At 29.6% G+C, this 21641-nt stretch carries 11 protein-coding genes and 1 pseudogene; all 12 read right to left on the bottom strand.

Annotated elements, in window-relative coordinates; translation table 11 throughout:
• Positions 1 to 48: 48 nt before the first annotated feature.
• A complete protein-coding gene (locus KTC92_RS18170) occupies positions 49 to 1110 on the bottom strand; it encodes an IS30 family transposase (protein WP_220287898.1) in 1062 nt (353 codons plus the stop codon).
• A 123-nt stretch (positions 1111 to 1233) separates the two neighbouring features.
• Positions 1234 to 3312, bottom strand: coding sequence for a thioredoxin domain-containing protein (locus KTC92_RS18165; protein WP_220286727.1), 2079 nt, complete (start codon positions 3310 to 3312; stop codon positions 1234 to 1236).
• Between the two features lie 304 nt (positions 3313 to 3616).
• Positions 3617 to 4054: an SRPBCC domain-containing protein gene (locus KTC92_RS18160; protein ID WP_220286725.1), complete on the bottom strand. Its 438-nt coding sequence runs from the start codon at positions 4052 to 4054 to the stop codon at positions 3617 to 3619.
• A 15-nt stretch (positions 4055 to 4069) separates the two neighbouring features.
• On the bottom strand, positions 4070 to 4375 hold the full coding sequence (locus tag KTC92_RS18155; RefSeq protein WP_216301684.1) for a helix-turn-helix transcriptional regulator: 306 nt from the start codon (positions 4373 to 4375) through the stop codon (positions 4070 to 4072).
• Positions 4376 to 4737: 362 nt separating this feature from the next.
• Positions 4738 to 4929: pseudogene (locus tag KTC92_RS18150) on the bottom strand (DUF255 domain-containing protein); the annotation flags it as partial.
• A 126-nt stretch (positions 4930 to 5055) separates the two neighbouring features.
• On the bottom strand, positions 5056 to 5448 hold the full coding sequence (locus tag KTC92_RS18145) for a biotin/lipoyl-containing protein (RefSeq protein WP_216301683.1): 393 nt from the start codon (positions 5446 to 5448) through the stop codon (positions 5056 to 5058).
• A 96-nt stretch (positions 5449 to 5544) separates the two neighbouring features.
• Positions 5545 to 8832 carry a condensation domain-containing protein gene (locus KTC92_RS18140; RefSeq protein WP_220286724.1) on the bottom strand — a complete coding sequence of 1096 codons (3288 nt, stop codon included), beginning with the start codon at positions 8830 to 8832 and terminating at the stop codon, positions 5545 to 5547.
• Positions 8822 to 10051 (bottom strand): ACP S-malonyltransferase, encoded by a 1230-nt coding sequence (fabD, locus tag KTC92_RS18135; protein ID WP_220286723.1) that lies wholly within the window; start codon positions 10049 to 10051, stop codon positions 8822 to 8824. The genes KTC92_RS18140 and fabD overlap by 11 nt, the downstream gene beginning before the upstream one ends.
• Entirely contained in the window at positions 10044 to 10748 is a 705-nt protein-coding gene (locus tag KTC92_RS18130; protein WP_216301680.1) for an ABC transporter ATP-binding protein, read from the bottom strand. Before KTC92_RS18130 ends, fabD begins: the two co-directional genes overlap by 8 nt.
• Positions 10749 to 10774: 26 nt before the next feature.
• Positions 10775 to 13279 (bottom strand): ABC transporter permease, encoded by a 2505-nt coding sequence (locus KTC92_RS18125; RefSeq protein WP_220286722.1) that lies wholly within the window; start codon positions 13277 to 13279, stop codon positions 10775 to 10777.
• Between the two features lie 24 nt (positions 13280 to 13303).
• Positions 13304 to 14647 carry an MFS transporter gene (locus KTC92_RS18120; protein ID WP_220286721.1) on the bottom strand — a complete coding sequence of 448 codons (1344 nt, stop codon included), beginning with the start codon at positions 14645 to 14647 and terminating at the stop codon, positions 13304 to 13306.
• Positions 14637 to 21629, bottom strand: a complete 6993-nt coding sequence (locus KTC92_RS18115) for a non-ribosomal peptide synthetase (protein ID WP_220286720.1) — start codon at positions 21627 to 21629, stop codon at positions 14637 to 14639. The genes KTC92_RS18120 and KTC92_RS18115 overlap by 11 nt, the downstream gene beginning before the upstream one ends.
• Between the last annotated feature and the right edge of the window lie 12 nt (positions 21630 to 21641).

Here is a 21641-nt window from a genome sequence, read left to right as displayed (position 1 = left end):
TGTAGATTGCAATATAAAATGTCCGAAATTTTCAAGAAAAATATAATGTTAAGTTGTAATGGTTTTCTGTTCCATCATATTGGCAGATAAACCGTTGAAAATCCTTCTTGGATAATTGTTGATCCAGTGCTGTATTTGCATAATTTGTTTTTTAGAGAATGCTGAAATATCCACACCTTTTGGGATAAATCGTCGTATCATTTTATTGATATTTTCGTTTGTGCCTCGCTCCCATGAACTATATGGGTGAGCATAATATACTTTAGTTCTCTTTCGTTTATTTCTTACTGAGTTCTCAATACCCTCGAAATCAAGGTTCTCACAGCCGTTATCACAGGTGATTGTTTTAAATGTTTTCGAGAATAACATTCCCATTTTACGCTCCAATTTGTCCAATTCTTTCACGACAGCCGCCTGTGATTTAGATGGTATTTTAAAGACTAACTCCTTACGAGTTACTCTTTCACTTAACACCATCAAGACAGTTTTTGTACCCTGTTTGCCAACTACAGTGTCCATTTCCCAGTGGCCTATCTCATCACGTGCAGCTACAGCTGCAGGTCTCTCCGATATGCTAGTTCCTTTGGTATTGTTATACGCTGATCTTATTTTTTTATAGTTTCTCTTTTTAGCATTCTTTTTAACAGGCAGATCTTTGTTACTTATATTTAAAAACAAATTATTATCCAAATAGTTATACACAGTTTTGAAGCAAATAGTTGTTTCAAATTGTAGATCTTTATTTGTGATATTTTGAATAGCTGCATACGGAGATTCGCCATCTATACCAATAGCTTTTTCTAAGTACTTCACCAATTTATGATCTTTTCCTATTTTTAATGCAGGACCTTTAGCGGTACCTTGTTTGTCATGCTCTGACTGCCCAATTTCTGCGCTATATTCCATTCGAGTGGTTAAGTCACTATTCAATAGTTCTACAATTCCTTTAGCAATTTCACGCCTTATTGTACGTTCTGAGCGCCCACCTATTTGCTCCGCAATACGAGTTGAATTAAGTCCCATTTTGTGTAAAGCTTCTAACTTTATGCGTTCCTCGTATGTTAGGTGTTTACCTTTTCTGCTCTGTGTGATAAAATCTAATTGACTCATTTGAAATCCTCCCGTATATGTTGGTTTAGTCACTTAACATTATACAAGAGTATTTCTCTTGAGTCTTTATTTTTTGTTACTCTTCGGTCATTTCATTATACAACTTACCATTTGTTTTGCATATTAATAAATCTTAATATACTCAGAGAATTTTTTCAAATCAGTAATTGGCTCTTTGCAAGTAAAATTCTCACAAATATAGGCAGTAGTCTTTCCCTGCAAAGGTTTATGTGCTCTTAACTCATTATTAATGGAATTTAACCTTTCATCGCCAGTGTTTATTACTACTGTAGCAAATGGGAGGTAATTACTATTAATCTCTTTAATCATAGCTTTAGTAACACTACCCTGCCCCTCTCCTGCGATAATAATATCCTTTCCTGGTATCTTGCTATATAATAGTGCCGTCATAAAATAAGCATGAGCACTTTCTATAGTTTTAACCTTTGAAGCAAAAGCCTCAAATTGCCCGTATGCCTCATTTTCTAATTCACTATTACCACTTAATCTAGCAAGCCTTAACATATTTAAAGTAGCCACTGAATTACCTGATGGCATAGCACCATCATATATATCTTTTGGCCTAACAATTAGTTCTTCTCCGTCAACTCCATATAAAAACAATCCACCTTGCTCTTCATCTTTAAACAACTTAAGCATATTTTCATTAAACTCTATTGCTCTAGCTAAGTATTTTACATTAAAAGTAGCTTCATATAACTCAATTAAAGCATGCACAAGGAATGCGTAATCTTCTAAATAGCCTAAATGGGCTATTTCGCCTTCTCTGTACCTAGCCATTAATCTTCCTTTTTCATTAATCATGTTACTTAAAATAAAATCCATAGCCTTTTCTGCCTGGGTAATATAATCGCTATTTTCAAAAATTCTTCCACCATAAGCGAGCGCCGCAATCATAAGCCCATTCCAGGAAGTTAATATCTTGTCATCCTTATAAGGATGAATTCTTTTTTCCCTATATTCAAATAACTTTTGTCTCATTTCTTCTAATTTGCGTTCTATTTTTTCATCTATCTTAGAGCTACTTTTTTTGCCAATAAGATTTGGAATATTCCTACCTTCAAAATTACCTTCAACCGTTATATTATAGCGTTTACAATAGGTTTCATAAAGCTCCTCACCTAAAACTAAACCTATTTCCTTTAATGTTAATAAATAATATGTGCCTTCTTCTCCCTCACTATCTGCATCCTCTGCTGAGTAAAAGCCACCCTCTGGAGAGGTCATATCCCTTAAGATATAAATAAATATTTTTTCAGCTACTTGTTTGTAGAATACTTTGCCTGTAGCTTCAAAAGCCTCAATATATACTGTAGCTAAAAGTGCATTGTCATATAACATTTTTTCGAAGTGAGGTATGAGCCATCTCCCATCTGTGGAATACCTTGAGAATCCAAACCCTATATGGTCGAAAATCCCGCCCTCATACATAGCTTCCAAAGTTTTTTCTACCATCTCTAATGCTTTAGGCTCATTATAATTTCTCCAGTATTTCAATAAAAATTGCAAGTTATGAGGCGCTGGAAATTTTGGAGACCTTCCAAATCCACCATAATCACAATCAAATACACCCTTGAAGCTATTATATGCATTATGTATTTCATCCTCGCCTATTTCTTCTCCTAGTTCTACTAGATTAACCTTTTTATCAATGTTTTTTATATGCTCTACTATTTTTTCACTAGATGCTATAATATTCTCTCTTTCTTCATTCCACTGCTGTGCTATAGAATTCAGTACATCCTTTATGCCTGGCATTCTATGTCTACTTTCCCTTGGAAAATACGTACCAGCATAAAATGGCTTTTTATCTGGTGTCATAAAAATAGTTAAGGGCCATCCACCACTTCCAGTTAAAGTTTGGCATACGGTCATATAAATACTGTCTATATCTGGGCGTTCCTCTCTATCTACCTTTATTGATACAAAATATTTATTTAAAATAGCTGCTACTTCTTCATTTTCAAAAGATTCTTTCTCCATGACATGACACCAATGGCAAGTTGAATAACCGATTGAAAGGAAGATTGGTTTATCTTCTGCTTTTGCTTTGGTAAAGGCGTCTTCACCCCAGGGATTCCAACTTACTGGGTTATATGCATGTTGTAGAAGGTATGGAGACTTTTCATTAATTAATCTGTTAGGTTTTCTGTTTTGTTTAATAGTGTCTAGTTTAGTCATAGCTACAACAACTCCTATCAAATATGTATTAACGATATTATGCCCAATGTAACTACTTTAAGTCCATAAAAATAAAGAATAACATTTTATCCAAGTGGTTTAATTTTGTGTTGCATACCTATATCAATACAAAAACACTTGTGTCGTCCGTAAAGAAAGTTTTATCTTATTTCATAATTTCTAATGCAAACGCCCGATTAACATCATTTTATCAGTCAGATATAACCAGCCTTCCATAAAAATAACCTAGTATCATTCTTTAATCCAAGATACTAAGTTATTTTTTTATATTCAATTTTCTTTATCAGTGCTCCCAAGGAAGCGACGGAAGTGGTTCTCCTGTTTCTAATAGAGTTTTTATTCCACAAAGAATAAAAGTCCATCCAGCAGCAGCTTGCTGGAATTTTGCATCTTCAGCATTTATATCTTGCAAAATCGTTAATTTTGTTAAGGGTCCCATCTCTTGTATTTCGAAAACCACTGTTGTGATCTTTTCTTCAGTATTTTCTTGAAACTTTTTCCAAGTATAGGAAAGTCTTTTGTTTGGGTTATATTCAATAACTTCGCCTCTCACTTCCTCTTTTCCTTCGGGTGTAATAACTGATACAGAGGAACCAACATTCCATTTAGAAATTACACTGCGTCCGAACCAATATTTTTTTGTATATTCAGGTTTAATAAGAGCTTCCCATACTTTCTCCGCACTGGTCGATATAACTATTTGATACATAAATCCTTCCATAATATCCTCCTTAGTTTATTTTTCAAGATTTCCTTTCAATTCCATCAAGTCTTCAATTCTTATTTCATCAAACTTATTTATCCACCTCAAAGAAATTAGCCTTAATGGAACAGTATTAATATAATGAATCTTCTCTCTCCCCCTCCATATGGGTACTATAATATCGGCGTTTTCTAGTATTAAAAGATGTTTTGATACTGCCTGTCTTGACATTTCAAGCCGGGAACATAGTTCAGAAAGAGATTGACCATTCTTTTCATAAAGCAGATCTAATAAGTAACGACGTGACTTGTCAGCAAGAGCACTAAATATTTTATCCATAGTTTTATATTAGCAACCTTTTAGTTGCATGTCAAGTTTTTTTCAAATTACTACTAATGTCATCCATTGTGCCTCAAATTTTCTTTTATTCATGTAATAATACTCCTCGTCTTCATAGGAGTATTATTACATTATTTTAGGTGACGGGTTATTTGTCGCTTACATATATATAACATACACAGCTTTAGTTAATAGTAATTGTTCTGTAACTATATTATTTAATAACAATTTAAAAAGGCATAAAAAAACAATACCTACAATTAAGTTAGTGCTTATATAGGAATTGAAGTTTTAGTGCAAAAGCATCTTAATACATTGATTTTAAATGGTTTCTTCTTTGTCATAAATTGCAGTCTTTAGGTTACATGACACCAATGGCAAGTTGAATAACCGATTGAAAGGAAGATTGGTTTATCTTTTGCTTTGGTAAGGGCGTCCTCACCCGAGGGATTCCAACTTACTGGGTTATATGCATGTTGCAGAAGGTATGGAGACTTTTCATTAATTAATCTGTTAGGTTTTTTGTTTTGTTTAATAGTGCCTAGTTTAGTCATAGCTACAACAACTCCTATCAAATATGTATTAACGATATTATGCCCAATGTAACTACTTTAAGTCCATAAAAATAAAGAAGCAACATAATCTTGTTACTTCTTTATATAATCCCTTAAATTTGACTCTTACATAACAATCTTAAATAGAACTTCGCCATATTGAATCATTGATAGATTTCTAACACATATTTCACTAACATATCCACATACACAAGATTTTATTTGAATAAACAAGTTTAGATATTCTATAACGCACAATAAATCACCTACTTCAACCATTTGTCCTAGAGTAACAAATGGTTGATGGCTTTCATTATCTATGATTTTTACAATTCCAACGTACTTTGATTTTATTAAATAAATATCTTTATTTTTTATAGCGCATGCAATTTCGTCATTTATGTTATGTTTTTTTTGCATTGCAAGTTTTAAACTTATGTTACTATCTTTATATTCTAAATATGAAATTGATGACTGTTCCATTTGATTAATAATTTTTTTTAATATATTAATGTCCATTTTGATTTAACTCCTGTTATAAAAACGTATGACCAGGTCGCATATGCCCTTCATGAATTTAAAACCTGCTTTAATAAATTACATGAGAGCAAGATGTTATTTTAACATATGGATAGTTACTTTACTATTTTGTTTTCCATAGATTTGTATTTTATTAATATTAATTTCTGGATTTTGTGTTATTTGATTAATAATGTCATAAAATGAATTAATAAATTGAACAATAGTTTCATCTTTAAATAAATCAGTATCATATTCAAATTCAAATTTAAATCCATCATCTAACGTATAAATTGTTAATAATAAATCATATTGTGATGTAGATGTATTAACATCTTTTAAAGTATATCTTATCCCTTGAACTTCAGGATACATAAAATTCTGATAAACAAATGCTATATTAAATAAGGGCGTTGTACTAGAATCCGTCTTAATTCCTAACTTTTTAATTAACATATCAAAAGGATATTCTCCCTTATCAAGTGCATTTATTACGTTATTTGATACAATTTTTAACAATTCACTAAATTTCACTTCATCATTAAAATTATTACGTATTGGAACCATATTTATAAACACACCTAACATATCTTGAATTTCATTTAAATGTCTCCCCGCCACAGGTGTTCCAATTACAATATCATTTTCTCCAGTATAAAGATTTATAAAAATATTATATATAGATAAAAATGTCATAAATTCAGTTACATTATATTTATTTCCTATATTTAATACCTCTGTTATAATTTCTTTATCTAACTGAAAGCTTATTCTTTTACCATTATATCTTTTAACTTTTAATCTATCAAAATCCTCCGGTAAATATACTGGTGATACCTCTGTGTTAAATTGTTCAATCCAATATTTTTCCATTTTTTGAATTTTTAAATCATATTCCGAACTATTTTGATAATCTACATAATCTTTAAATTGGAATCTTGGTGGCTGAAGTTCTCCTCCATAATATATATTTAAAAATTCATTTAAAAAAAGTGAAATAGTTGTACCATCGCTAATAATATGATGCATATCTATTAAAATAATCGTATCATTTTCGACATTATTTATTTCTAAACGCATTAAAGGAGATTCTGTTAAGTTAAATGGTCTTACAAATGTTTCAATAACGAGCTTTAACTCTTCTTCATCTATTTCCCTATACCCAACATTTATCTCAACGTTATTGTGCACCTTTTGCATAGGAGATAAATTCACAAGTTCTATGCTAGTACGTAAAATTTCATACTTTTGAACTAACATATTAATAATATTTTGAGCCTTTACTGGATCAATCAAACAATTGTATATCCTTGCAGCTATAGGAATATTATACACAGTATTATTTTCTGCAAGACATGCACTAATGTAAATTCTAAGTTGTTCTTTACTTAATGGATAATACTCTTCTTTAGGATTATTCTTCAATGTAAAATTATTTTCACTATTCATTTTATCTATAATAACAGATAAACTTTCTATAGTAGGATTTTTAAATATTACAGATGCAGGGATCGTCTTATTTAATCTTTCTTTTATTAACCCAACCATAGCAATAACTTTAATAGAATTTCCACCTAATAAAAAGAAATTATCACCAACTCCATACTTATCATTTTTCAAAACATCACACCATATATTAAAAAGTATCTCTTCTGTTCCAGTTTTAGGACTTTTTAAATATTTAGATCCGCAATCTATAGTATTAATTTGTTGCTTTATTTGGTTAAATTCACCTTTTTTATAATCCTCTGCTAATTTGTAACGTTGTTTCTTACCACTTAGTGTTTTAGGTATACTACTCACTGGTAAAATATCATCAATTATTAAACCATAGTTTAATGCCATATATGCTTTTATTCGGAGTGCCATAATTTTAAATTGATCAAATGTTATATCACTTTCAATAAATATAACTGCTCTGTCTCGCTGTGAGATAGAATCAAAAGCTGCCACAGCTACTACCTGTAATTCTATACATTCTCCTGAGTCTTCTACATATTTCTCAACATCATGACAGTAGATATTTTTTCCATTAACAATTATTAAATCCTTTTCACGGCCTATAATAGTTAATCTACCCTTATTTAAAAAACCAATATCTCCAGTCTTTAACCAGTCATCATCAGTATAAAGATTTTTCGTAGCCTCTTCTAACTCGTAATATCCTGGAGTCAAAGCGTCTCCCCTCAACTGAATTTCACCCGCCACTCCTTCTTCTACTAAAACTTTATTGTTATCGCAGATTCTAATTTGTATTCCATTCAAAGGATATCCAACATCTACCAGACAGATGTCATTACTTTGTTCATCACCTAACTCAACCTTTTTTCCACCAATTAAACTTTCACGTTTATAATATCCTGCATAAATATGTTCATTAACAGGGGATATAGTTACGCAAACCGTTGCTTCTGACATTCCATACACAGAAATAATTGAATTGTGTGATAACTGTAACGGTTTTAATATATTTACAAAACTTTCGCATGCCTCAAAAGAAATTTGCTCTCCACCATTAAAAATAACTTTTAATGATGATAAATCGAATTTAGGAAGTCCTAGCTTTTGAATTGCTTGTAATACATACTTAAATGCAAAGTTTGGTGTTGCAGAAAAAGTTATTTTGTGCTCATCAATTTTTTGTAACCAATTAAGTGGATTTTGTAAAAACATTGATGTTTGCATTATATGAGTGTTAACTTTATATACTAAAGGCAGTACCACAAAAGGTATTAACGCTAAATTATGTGTTAATGGTGTCCATGTTAATATTTCACTTTCTTTTGTACCGCCAACGGCTTCATAAATGCCTGATACATTTGAAATCAGCGCTTTATGTGTCACTTGAACTCCTTTTGGTAGACTAGTTGAACCTGATGAATATTGTATTAAGCAAATATCATCTTCTTTAGGGTTGCAAATTTTTTGTGATTCATTAAATTCAGTATAATTTTCGTATCTAATGGCTTGTTTTTCAAATTTTTCTATCAATGCACTATCATCTGTATGTTCAATAATTTGTAAGACACTATTTAATACATAATCACTTGTAATAATCCATGAATTAGGCATCTTTTGTAATATCCCTTTAATTCTTTCTATGTTAAATTTATTTTGTATTCTATCAATAGGCACAGGAATAATTCCACCTATAATACACGCTATAAATGTAACTACGAATTGTTCATTATCGTCGAACTGAAAAATTAGTGTATCTCCTTTAACTAATCCGTTCTTCTGTATCATGTGTAAAACTTGCTTACCTTTTCCTAAAATATCTGAATACTTAACTTTATATTCATCATTATGGAGAATAAAGGTTATTGACTCTTCTCTACATTTATCAAGATCAAGTACGGCTTCCGTAATTGTTTTATAATTCATATTCACGCTCCTTATATACATTAAAAGATGATGTTATGTTCGTTAATATACTATTTTGCTCGTTCATAGGAACATTTTTTAACATTAAACATTTTTTTAATAACTCAACACACTTTTCCTCTATATTTTCATGACTTAAACTATTGGACTGTTCTAAATTATTACGAATTAACTCAAGTTTTTTATAATTTTCATTTAACCCTCTATGTGCTTCAACTATATAATTTTCAAATTTTGTTCCTGTTACTTCAGCTAAACATAAATTTACTATATATAATAATGATACTGATTTATTCTTATTAAATTTAATTAAGTCATTAAGCTGCTTTCTATCAGCATATTCATCCATTGCATATGCTGATATCTCATTGTAATTTTGAATAGCTATCCTCGTTAATACATTCCCCGCCCCAAATTCTATGGCATTCTCTATGCCTCTCCTTCTCAAAGTTTTCATACATTGAGTAAAATTTACTGGCTTGTATATTTGCTGTATAAGTCTTTTTTTAATTAATTCTTCCTTATGTACTTCCGCTGTTACATTAGATATTACATGAAACTCTGGCTCTGAAAATTTACATTTATTTATATACTCTTCAAATTTAATTGCAACACCCTGCATAATTTCAGTATGAAACGGTTGAGATGTCTTTAATCTTTTTGTGTTCCCACCTAATATTTCAATTTCTTTTTCAAATTTTCCAATAATATCTGCCTTAGCAGATATAACAACTTGAGTTGGAGAGTTATAATTGGATATATATATTTTTTCATTCATTTTTGCTATTACTTTTTCAAGATTTTCATAACTAACATTAACTACTGCAGTCATAGCATAGCCATTGTCTACAGTACTCATTAATTTACCTCTCATGCTCACAAGTTCCAATGCATCTTCAAAACTTATACACCCTGCACATGTCAATGCTGAAAACTCTCCCAAGCTATGTCCTAATGCTATATCTGGTACGTCCCCTCCAAGTTCTCTATAAAGCTTGTACATAATATAACTTACAGTTAATATAATTGGCTGTGCAAATTCAGTTTTGAAAATATCCTTATTTTCTTCATTACACATTTTCTTTATATCAATATTTAATTTATTCGATGCTTGTTCTAATATTAAGTTTACACATTTATTGTCTGCAAACTTATTACACATTCCAATATATTGTGAACCTTGTCCTGGAAACAGTGCTGCTATCTTTTTATTATTCATTCGTTACAACTCCATCTCTATGGTTAATAATCCGTCCATCACGCATTCTAATTATTCTATTTCCATATTCTGCAGATTCATTTGAGTGAGTAACTTGAATTATCGTAACTTTTTGTTCATCATTTATCCTTTTAAAAAGTTTCATTACTTCGTTTCCAGATACACTATCTAAATTTCCAATTGGTTCGTCTGCTAGAAGTACACTAGGATTTGTTATAAGTGCACGTGCAATTGCTGTTCTTTGTTGCTGTCCTCCTGAAAGCTGATGAGGACGAAGCTTTTTTTTATCTGTCAAGTTAACTATTTTAAGTAATTCCTCTAACTTTTCCTTCACATCCGCTCTCTTTTCTCTTGCCATTACTACTGGAAGTAATATATTTTCCTCTACAGTTAATCCTGGGACAAGATTATAAAATTGAAATACAAAACCTAGTTCTGAGCAACGTAATCTACTCTTTTTAGAATTAGATAATTTATTAATATCTTGATTATTTAATATAACGTTCCCTTCGGAAGGTTTATCTAATCCTCCTAATAAATATAGTAATGTACTCTTCCCACACCCTGATGGGCCCATAATTGAAATGAATTCTCCTTTTTCAACTTCTAAATTCACATCATTTAATATATTGGTATTTTCTTTTCCTATAGTAACTGTTTTAAATAAATTTTCAGTTTTTAATATTATGTCTTTCATTCACTCCATCTCCTACATATATTATTCTATTCATATTTCAATTCATCAATAATTTTCATACGTATTAATCCTAGTGAAGTTATTATAGTACCCAAAATCATTAGTATAAATAATACAATTGCTACAATACCAAATACTTTCCATGAATACAAAAATTTAAATGCAAGCCCTGTTCCCCAAAGCATTTTAGGAAGCATAATGCAAATTGTATAACTTAATATGCAACTAGAACCTAAAGAAATTATAAACAATGCTATAGTTTCTAAAAAAAACATACAAGTAATTTGAAGATTACTCATTGCAACAGAACTTAAAACTGCAATTTGACGTTTTCTCTGCAAGAAACTAATAAACAAATTATTAACAACTCCGAATCCAACTAAAACAAAAACTAGGGCCATTAATACGCTTAAAACCGAAATCAATCCATCTACTCCTTGCATACTATCATTTATACTTTGATTAATTGTTTTAACAACAGCAGGAGTGTCTATAAGTTCATCAGTAATATCACTTGTTGCCTTTTTCTTCTTATCATCTGATAATTTCACAAGTATTTGATATGGTATTTTAGTTACGCTTCTCTTCATATTATCAAGGCTTATAATTGCTGCATCCCTTGTTGTTGCAAACCCAGAAGAGTCTAGAAAACCTATGATCTCATATTTACTTTTTCGTTTTGTTAGTTTTTCAGAATCATAAGTAACCAATAATTTATCTCTAATTTTTAAATTGTTTTTATCTGCAAAGAAAGAATCAACCATTATATAATCGCCATCTTGTAATTTTTCAGCCAACTTCTTATCATACTTTACTCCATTCTTATGAAAATCACTAAATTGTTGATCTTTTGACATTCCAATTAAACTTAAATTTCCGAGAGTTTGTGTACCTGCTTCAGCTGCTTCAGCTTTAGGAAATGCTAAATATTCATAATACATTTTATTAACACCATCTATTTTACTGATCCTGTCGTAAGTTTTAATATCTGAACTAATGCTAGTAATAGATACGTCAAAATCATTCTGATTAAGCATTGACACCATTGACGATTGAACACTCGTAATTACTATGGATATAGTTAATATCATCGTTATCATAACAGTTATTAGTGTTATATTTCCTTGTAAAAATTTATCCGTTTCCAAATTCTTCATTGCCAAATTCAGTGTGCCACTAAACTTACCTAATGTCTTTGATACAAGCAATGTGAAAATATTAACTACAATTGAGGAAATTAAAATTCCCCCTATTATTAAAAATAAAAAGCTTATTGCACCTATAATACTATTGTAGTTTTTGTTGTAAAAATACAATCCTGCACTTACGCCAAAACTTATTATTCCAAAAGCTACATGAGCAATGCTTACATCTTTTGTTAGCTTTAATGTATTTATTATTTGATTTTTCACTTGAATTTTATTAATATTGAAAGTTATAGTTAAACTACTAATCAAAGATATCCCTACAGCAACAGCAAAAGCTATTAGTATATTAACTGGTTCCATTATAGGAATAGCATTTGTATTACTTGTCTGAAATTGATTTAGCATAGAATATATATTTGATAGTGTAAAATTACTTACCCCTATCCCTAATATAAATCCTAAAATTCCATAAATTAAACTTTCACCAATAAACAATAGGCTTATCTCACCTTTAGTTGCTCCTACACTTTGAAAAGTCCCAATTACGCTTATTCGTTCTGCTCCCATTACCTTAAATAGAAATGAAATTAAATATACACTTATAAATATTGTAATTACCAATACAAATAATAAAGCTAATGATATAGAGTCAGTTTGAGTTTTATAATCCTCAATTGAATGTGTAGCCTGTGCATCTATACCGCTGTTATCATTCTCTATATTTTTCATAACATTATTTATATCTTTACCATCCTTTACAGCTACATATATGTTGGTTATTTTATTTTCCGAATGATAAAATTGTTCTACAATTTTTTTAGGTAATACCATAGTAATGTTATTTTCATCATCCTTAGCAAGCACTCCACTGTTATCAGCTACGTTTACTACAGTATTCCTATATTTTTGTCCCAGCACATCCAATTCAAGTTCTGATCCTATATTGACCCCTAAATAGTTTAATGCCTTTTTAGATATTACAATTCCGTTATTATTATCATTTTCCTCATTATCAATAACTTTTAATTTCTTAAGTTCATTTGTATCTGCACCAATAATATTTATCTTTATATTTTTCCCAGCTTTATTTTTAATTTTTCCGAGTCCACCAAATATTTCTGAACTATTTTTAACATCGCTGCTATTAAGTTTTATACTACCTTGCTTAATTAATTCATCACTATTTTTTGATGCACTTATAACAATATCTATATTTCCTAATAAATACTTAACATTTGTATCATATGTGGCCATGAAATAATTATTTATACCTAAATTAGCCATTACCAACAATGTTGTAATCATTATAGAAAAGATAATGATAAAAGATCTTAACTTTTTATTCCATATGTTGTATAAAAAATATTTTAATATAAGTTTCATTTTCCCCTCCTAATTATTCACCATTTATTGAATATTTACTGACTTTCTAAAACTATTGAAATCTTTACTAAATACCGATATTAAGATTGCCATTAAAATTGATACTGCTGACACTACGATTACTATTATTGAATTAAAGTTTTGTAGAAGTTGTCCATAAATAACAACCCCTAGTGGACCAGAAATACTCAATGCTGTTGTCGCTATTCCAAAAATCCTGCCTCTCATATTCTCCGGAACATTTAATTGAAGATAAGTATAGGTTGGAACAATTATCATTGTGTATAGTACACCCATAAAAAACATTATTACAGAAAAAATTATAGTAGTGTTCCAAGTATTCCATCCACTTAAAATACCTTGAATAAAATTTGGTACGTTTAAAATAGTTTGTTGATTCTTAATTGCATACTCTATTCTAACTGGTATAACCCACGCAATTACACTAATACCTAAAAGCAAAAATAAAATTGGTAATTTTCTTAGGACTGAGTTAGTATTTTTTATTATACCTACTGAAATTGCACCTGCAATTACTCCTATACCTAATGCTGCAAGTATAAACGATAACTGATATTCTGATGATACTATCTCAATTCTCATAATATATTGAATTGCGACCATTGTAAGTGGAGAATACACGAATGTTAATATTGCTAATATAATCATAAAAAACTTTATACCAGTTGTTTCTTTAACATATTTGAATACAAATTTTAAATTATCGATAAATTTATCAGTCTCATGTTCGTTATAATTTCTATTGCTTGTAAATACTAATGAAAATGTAAGAATAGCTCCTATAATATAAGAAACTCCATCTATACACATTATTAGTTTAATTCCTATTACCTTATAAAGCAGTGCACTAATTACTGGGCCTAGAATTGTTATAATAGCACCCATACCTTGAAAAAATGAATTTGCTTTTGGAAGCTCGTCCTCTTCTACAATGTTCGCTAGACAGGAATTAATACCCAAATTCAAAAATGATTGAACTACACTTACACTAACAACGCATATTCCTAGAATGAAAATATTATTTCCTATCATTTCTAATGATATAAACATACTCAAAACTAAAATACTGCTAATAATATCTGCCCAAAGTATTATCTTTTTCTTGTCATATTTATCTATAATTGTTCCAGCAATTATACTAATTAATATCCCTGGCATCATACTCAGTGTCAAAATAAGTGAATATATTGCTGGTGATCCTGTAGCGTCTAAAATATAAAGACTTAATGCAAATTTAAATACGGCTGATCCCAAATCACTAATAAATCTACTTAAAAACAAAATAGGTATGTTTTTTTTCGGAAATTTTTTAATATAAATTTCATTTGAAACAGTTTTATTTACCATATTTAATCTCCTTGCACTCTTTAATATTTTCTATATTGCTTTTAAAAAACTCAATTATTGTATTATCTTGCGTATCAAATGGAATATTTATATCCACTTGTATTTTATTATTTGAATATCTAGTCATAAAGTGTATATTTACTGATTCCTCCATATTTAGCTCATGCATTAATCTTTCATATAATACGTCTTCAAATAATTTCATTTCTTTTTCTTCAAGCTTGCCTTGAAAATTAAACACTATAGATGATTTTTCATTTGTTTCTGTAACAAATCGGCATATCTTAGGTGTCCTTACTTGTTGTGACTTATTAGTTGCTAAATTTGAAAAATTAATATTATGGGTTTCAGAAAGAGCTATTGCATCTTGAGTTACCTGTACCATATTAGAAAGCTCTAATTTTCCATCAATAAATACTGGTATCATATCAATAAATTCTCCAACTGTGTCGAAATACCCCTTATTCTCATAATTACGTCCATAATAATAAAACATTATCGGAAGATTCTTCACTCCCATATAATCTTGAATAAATATATTAAGTACTTCAAATGCAACCTCCCATGCATTATCCTCACTTACACCCTCTTGTTTTTCAATTTCAAACTTTATATAAGTACTTTTATCACGATTATATTTATTTATCTTTTCATTTAGCAAATTAGTGTATTGTACATATTTACCAACTTCTAATTTTTTAACTAACTCTTCGTCACTTATATTTACAGGTCCTTTTCTTATCTGTTCAATAAAATTCTGATATTGGTTACTATTTTCCATTCCAATTACTTCACCGTCTAAAATTCTATTATAAAATTCATTAATACTGCCCTTAACAATTTCTCCACTCATCGCATCAAATATTGCATGATTTACTGGTAAAAATAAATAGAAGTCTCTTTCAGTTGATTTAACAAGCAAAGTTCTATATAACAAACTATTTTCATAGTTACTGTTTGCTGTATTATGCACACATCTAGAAATTTGTTCATAACTTTTAAAATAATAGTCACTTGCAATATTTCTCATGAGATTTACTTTACTTTCTTTTGTTACATTACTGATATCTATATAGGGAGCTTGTACATTATTTATTAATTCGTGTTGACTCCAAAACAATATATCATTTCTCTTTACTAGTGTTGATCTAAAAATACCTTGATTAATAAGTAGTGCCTGTATTGCTTTATTAAATATATCGATATTTAATACATCATCAAAATGTAACAGTGTGCCCGAGTATCTTTCACTATCTAAGAAAAAATATTGAATTGGTGCTAATCTATATTCTTTTTCTACCTCACCAATTAATACAGCCTTTTCAAACTCTTTATGTTTATTATTAATTTCATTTATTATAGTCTCGCAATTAATTTTCAGCATATGTAAATTCGACTCAAAATCATTTAGATTAATATTTATTATCCTTTCCCCTTCAAAACTATCAATACCTAATGCTAATGCTTTATCGCTAGAAATAATATAATGAGGATAAATTTCCTTATCTACATATTTATTTAAGGCTTCTAAAAGTTTTTGTTTATTGTCCTCGCTATAATCATCAACACAATAAATTATGTACTGTTCATTATCTATGATTGTCTCTACAATGTTTATATTTAAATTTAATGTCTCAAATATTTTTTTCTTTACTTCCGTACCATTGCTAATTAGATTTTTCTTTACTAAGGAATTTAAATAATATTCTAAATCTAAAATGGTGTTATGACTAAATACATTATTGATAATAATATCTATATTAAATTTTTTCATATCTGCAATAAACATTATTACCTTCATAGAATTACCACCAAGCTCAAAAAAATTATCGTCAACACTTACTTCATCTACTTCTAAAACTCTTTTCCATGAGTCAACCAATAATTTTTGTAATTTATTATTAGGTGGTAAAATTGATTTCTTATTTATTTCTTCCCCCTCTACTTTCATACTTTTTAAAACTTTCAAATCCAATTTTCCATTTGGTGTATGTGGTAAACTATTTAATGTGATAAATTTATTAGGAATCATATAATTTGGTAACTTATTTGATACGTAATCTCTAATCTCTTTTGAGGAAACTTTAAAGTTTTCTACATAATATGCCAGAATATAATCTTTATCATCAGTTACAACACCAACTTCTTTTATAGCTCCATGTTGTGCAATGCAACTCTGTATCTCGCCTAGTTCTATTCGATAGCCATTAATTTTAAACATATTATCATTTCTACCTAAAACTTCAATTTCACCATCATTACGCCATCTTGCAGTATCCCCTGTTTTATACATCATTCCGAAACTATGAGAATCCATATGTATAAACCGATCTTTATTTAATTGTGATCTATTGTGATAACCCTTTGAAATTCCATCTCCGCCAATAATTAGTTCTCCAACTGAACCAATAGGTACTAATTTATTCTTCGTATCTACTATGCAACAATTTGTGTTTGCTATTGGCTTTCCAACTGTAATATAATCCAGGTTTGTTAGTTCTTTAACTGTTGACCATACAGTTGTTTCAGTAGGTCCGTACATATTGTATATTCTTAATTTATCATATTTATTTAATTTTTTTAACAGTTCTAAAGGAAATGCCTCTCCGCCAATTAAAATAGTTCTAAGTTTTCTAAATGCTGTTGAATTCTCTTCATTTAAAATTAATTTCATTCTTAGAGGAGTCGCCTGTAAAATATTAACATCATTTTTATCAATAAGCTGACATAGTAATTGAGGACTATTTATTTGTTCATCAGATGCTAACACAATAGTGGCACCTTTTGACAACATTAAAAAGCTTTCTAATACAAAAATATCAAAACCAAAAGTTGTAACACTCAATATTTTGTTATTTTCATTAATGTCTATAATCCGTGTAATACCATTAATAAAATTATTTACGTTCTTATGTGTCAATATTACACCTTTAGGTACGCCTGTTGAACCTGATGTATATATCATATACATTGGACTATTTTCATCAATACTAACATTTGGAGAATTGAAATTTTTGGAATAATTGTTTTCTTTTGAAAGATCTATGGAATTAGCAAAATTAATAATAATACTCTTATCACTGCAATAATGTAATACACTTGTAGCTCCACTATCCTTAATCATAAATTCTATTCTTTTTTTAGGATAGTATGGATCTATTGGAACATATGCTGCCCCAATTTTTATAATAGCTAACAACGCAACGATCATCTCAATGGATCGTTCTGCCACTATGGCGATAAACCCTGATTTATCAACACCTCTTAATAAAAGTTCATTTCCAAGAGAATTAGCTCTTTCATTTAACTCTATGTAACTTATTTTTTCGTCGTTGATGATTAATGCTACCTTATTTGGTGTAAGATTTACTTGTGTTTCTATTAGCCTGTCTATTGTTAAAGTCTCATTATAACTTGTCATGCAAGTTCCAAACACTTTTAATTCTTTTAATTCCTCTTTAGTAAGCATATCTAGTTTATCAATAGTTGTTTCGGGTTTTTTCACCATCTCATCTAATATGTTGAATAAATTCCCCATCATTCTCTCTATTGTTTTTCTTTCAAATAAAGCTGTAGAAAATTCAATTTCTAAATTTATAATATCGCTTTTCTCAATAGCATTTACTGTAATGTCTACTTTAGAAACTTTATTTTCAAAAGCATATGGTGAAATTGTTAATTCTTTTATATCCATTGAAGCTTGTGAAAAATTTTGCATTGAAAACATTACATCAAATATCGGATTTCTGCTTAAATCCCTAGGTAAATCTAATAATTCTACCATTTTATCAAAGGGAAATTCTTGGTTTTCATATACACTTATAGTATTATTTTTTATTTTATTAATTAAATCTAATACTGTATCTTCACCTACAACCTCATTACGCATAACTACGGTATTTACAAACAATCCAATTATATTGTTAAGTTGTGAATCATTTCTACCTGACACAGGTGAACCAATTATAATATCATCTTGATCTGTGTATTTTTTAATCATTATATTTAATGCTGCAAATAACACATTATAGGTTGTTGTTAAATTATTTTTTGCTAAATCCTTAATTGATTCAGTAAGTTCTTTTGACAAATCCTTTGATATTCTTAACCCCTCAAATTGTTGTACTTGTGGACGAATTTTAGTATTTGGCATATTTAGCCTTGTTATTTTTCCTGATAATTGCTTTTTCCAGAATTCTTCTTGTTTCTTATAATCTCCTGTTTCATTTTTCTTATTAAGAGCTATTGCATAATCACTATATTTTAATTTAGTTGCCCTTTCATTGTCTCCAATATAAAACTTCATTAATTCTTCAATTAATATAGTTATTGACATTCCATCACAAATAATGTGATGAATATCGAATAATAGTAAATGTTTATTTTCAAATACCTTTATTATTCCATTTCTTAATAAAGGTGCTTTATTAAAATCAAATGGTTTAATGAACTCTTCAATTGCACTATCATAATCACCATTATTACACTCAATAATTTCCAAAGAGAAGTCAACATTGTTATGTATTTTAGCAAATACTTGTCCATTATTTTCATTAAATGATGTTCTAAGGCTTTCCTGAGAAGCAATAAGCTTTTTGAATGAATTTTCAAGCTTATTAATATCAATCTTACCTTCAATTATCATAACAGTAGGCATATTATATGCTTTAGAATCACTGTCCATAAGATTAATTAAAAATAACCTTTCTTGCTGCGGAGTCAATTTATATTCATTAATTGAACTATGTTCATTAATTTTGTTATGAGAAATCACGCCTATGTTTTTATTATCAAACTTGCTTTCCATTGTTTTTGCAAGAGTTATAAAATCGCCGCTTCCCATTATATCTTTTATTTCCACTTTCTCACCAATAAGATTTTTTAAAATATTAAAGACCTTCATTGCAAAAATGGAGTCTCCTCCAAGTTTGAATAAATTATCATTTACATTTACTTCATCAATTCCTAATACATTTCCCCAAGTATTTGCCACTATTGAAACAACTTCTTCTGATACACCAGAACAATTACCAATAACCAGTATATTCTTTTCTGATTTCTCATATATTTCTTTTCTAACTTTACTTATATCCTTATCAACATATGGTATTTCAATTACACATTTCTTCATATCAAATGGATAAGGTGGTAGATGAACTCTACTAGGTTTTTCATATAGCTTATCCCAATTTATTTCTATACCTGTACAATACTTTTTAGCTAAATCACTAAGCATATTCTTTTTTATATCATCAGTAGTTTGTAAAATATCTTCATCAATTAATTCTTTTTTATACTTTGTTTGATCTTCTATTCCATAGTAAATCTGTTCTCCTTGTGTTACTAAATCCTTTTCCATTTCTAGATAATTTATTTTTTTAGCTGCGTCCATGCAACTATCAGCCACAATTGCTACCCGATATGTATAATGCCCTCTACAACAATTCGTTGTATAACATATATCATTAAAATTCTCTTGTGTTTCCTCAAGAAATATTCTCATACTTCCTAGATATTTCTTTAATGAAAATTCACTTTTTGCTGATAACACTAATACTGAAATCCCACTGTTATTATAGTTTTGTTTTTTAGGAGCCTCCTCTAATACTAAATGAACATTAGTTCCACTTAATCCAAATGAATTTATACCACATCTTAGAGGTGTTTCACCACACTCCCATTCTCTAAGTTTTGTATTAACATAAAATGGTGAGTTAATAAAGTTAATTATCCTATTTGGTGATTTAAAGTTACATGTAGGTGGTAATTTTCTTTTTTTTAAGGCTAACGCAACTTTTATTATAGATGCAATCCCAGATGCATGATCCAAATGCCCAATATTTGTTTTTACAGAACCTATAGCGCAAAATTGTTTTTTATCTGTATACTTTAAAAATGATTTTGTTAAACCCTGAATCTCTATTGGGTCTCCTATCTTTGTACCTGTTCCATGAGCCTCTATGTACGATATAGTATCCCCCTTAACTCCTGCATTTTCCCAAGCACCTAAAATAGCTTTTTCTTGAGCTAATGGGTTTGGAGCAGTAAGTCCTATTGAATTTCCATCATGATTACTCACCCCGCCCTTAATCACAGCATAAATGTCATCGCCATCTTTAATGGCCTTTTTTAAAGGTTTAATAAAAATTGCACCAACACCTTCACCAACACCCGTTCCATCTGCACTGTCATCAAAAGCTTTAGTTTTCCAATCTCCTGCCTCTACACCCAACTTTTCGCCTATCACTATAGGTAACATACTTAACTTTACACTACCTACAACTGCTGATTGACATTGATTGCTTTGTATACACATACATGCCATATGAACGGCAAGCAATGCTGATGAACAAGCTGTATCTATAACCATTGCTGGTCCATGAAAATCTAATATATGGGATATTCTACTAGCAATCGCAGGTACTATATTCCCTGCAAGTGCCAGTGTTAATGCTTCAGGTGATACATCAGAAATAATCTGACGATACTCATTTACTGTAGAATTATCATATCCTACAAATACGCCAACATTTTTTCCTGACAATACCTTATTACCATACCCTGCATCTTCCAAACAATTGAAAGCCTCTTGCAAAAATAACCTTTGATTTGGATCCATTAATTTTGCTTCAGCAGGAGTAATTCCAAAAAACGAATAATCAAAGTTTTCTATGCCTTCAAGGTACCCCCCTTTTGCAAAAATTACGTCATCATCAAAGCCTATATAGTTAAGATATTTTTTTGCAAAATCCATTCTATCTTTTGGAAAGTCTACTATACAATCCGTAGAGTTAGCTATAACATCCCAAAATTTATTCTTATCCTCTGCTCTTGGCATATTCGCGCTAATTCCTACAATTGCAAATTGTTCATTTTTTTCACTTAATGCACTACTCATTATAGATATTATTTTAGCTACCATTCGTTTATCTAAGATGTTTTTAGAAGCACACTGAATTAAATATTTTATCTCCTCTTTCATATTCTTCTCCTT

It is taken from the genome of Clostridium sp. CM027 (assembly GCF_024730565.1).
Taxonomy (GTDB): Bacteria; Bacillota; Clostridia; order Clostridiales; family Clostridiaceae; genus Clostridium_AD; species Clostridium_AD estertheticum_B.
The sequence above is the reverse complement of the archived record's forward strand: the minus strand, read 5'-3'. Positions and strand labels throughout refer to the sequence as shown.

Excerpts from the sequence above, each read along its gene's own strand:
- KTC92_RS18170 (WP_220287898.1), bottom strand. The coding sequence starts at position 1,110 with ATGAGTCAATTAGATTTTATCACACAGAGCAGAAAAGGTAAACACCTA.
- KTC92_RS18165 (WP_220286727.1), bottom strand. The coding sequence starts at position 3,312 with ATGACTAAACTAGACACTATTAAACAAAACAGAAAACCTAACAGATTA.
- KTC92_RS18160 (WP_220286725.1), bottom strand. The coding sequence starts at position 4,054 with ATGGAAGGATTTATGTATCAAATAGTTATATCGACCAGTGCGGAGAAA.
- KTC92_RS18155 (WP_216301684.1), bottom strand. The coding sequence starts at position 4,375 with ATGGATAAAATATTTAGTGCTCTTGCTGACAAGTCACGTCGTTACTTA.
- KTC92_RS18145 (WP_216301683.1), bottom strand. The coding sequence starts at position 5,448 with ATGGACATTAATATATTAAAAAAAATTATTAATCAAATGGAACAGTCA.
- KTC92_RS18140 (WP_220286724.1), bottom strand. The coding sequence starts at position 8,832 with ATGAATTATAAAACAATTACGGAAGCCGTACTTGATCTTGATAAATGT.
- fabD (WP_220286723.1), bottom strand. The coding sequence starts at position 10,051 with ATGAATAATAAAAAGATAGCAGCACTGTTTCCAGGACAAGGTTCACAA.
- KTC92_RS18130 (WP_216301680.1), bottom strand. The coding sequence starts at position 10,748 with ATGAAAGACATAATATTAAAAACTGAAAATTTATTTAAAACAGTTACT.
- KTC92_RS18125 (WP_220286722.1), bottom strand. The coding sequence starts at position 13,279 with ATGAAACTTATATTAAAATATTTTTTATACAACATATGGAATAAAAAG.
- KTC92_RS18120 (WP_220286721.1), bottom strand. The coding sequence starts at position 14,647 with ATGGTAAATAAAACTGTTTCAAATGAAATTTATATTAAAAAATTTCCG.
- KTC92_RS18115 (WP_220286720.1), bottom strand. The coding sequence starts at position 21,629 with ATGAAAGAGGAGATAAAATATTTAATTCAGTGTGCTTCTAAAAACATC.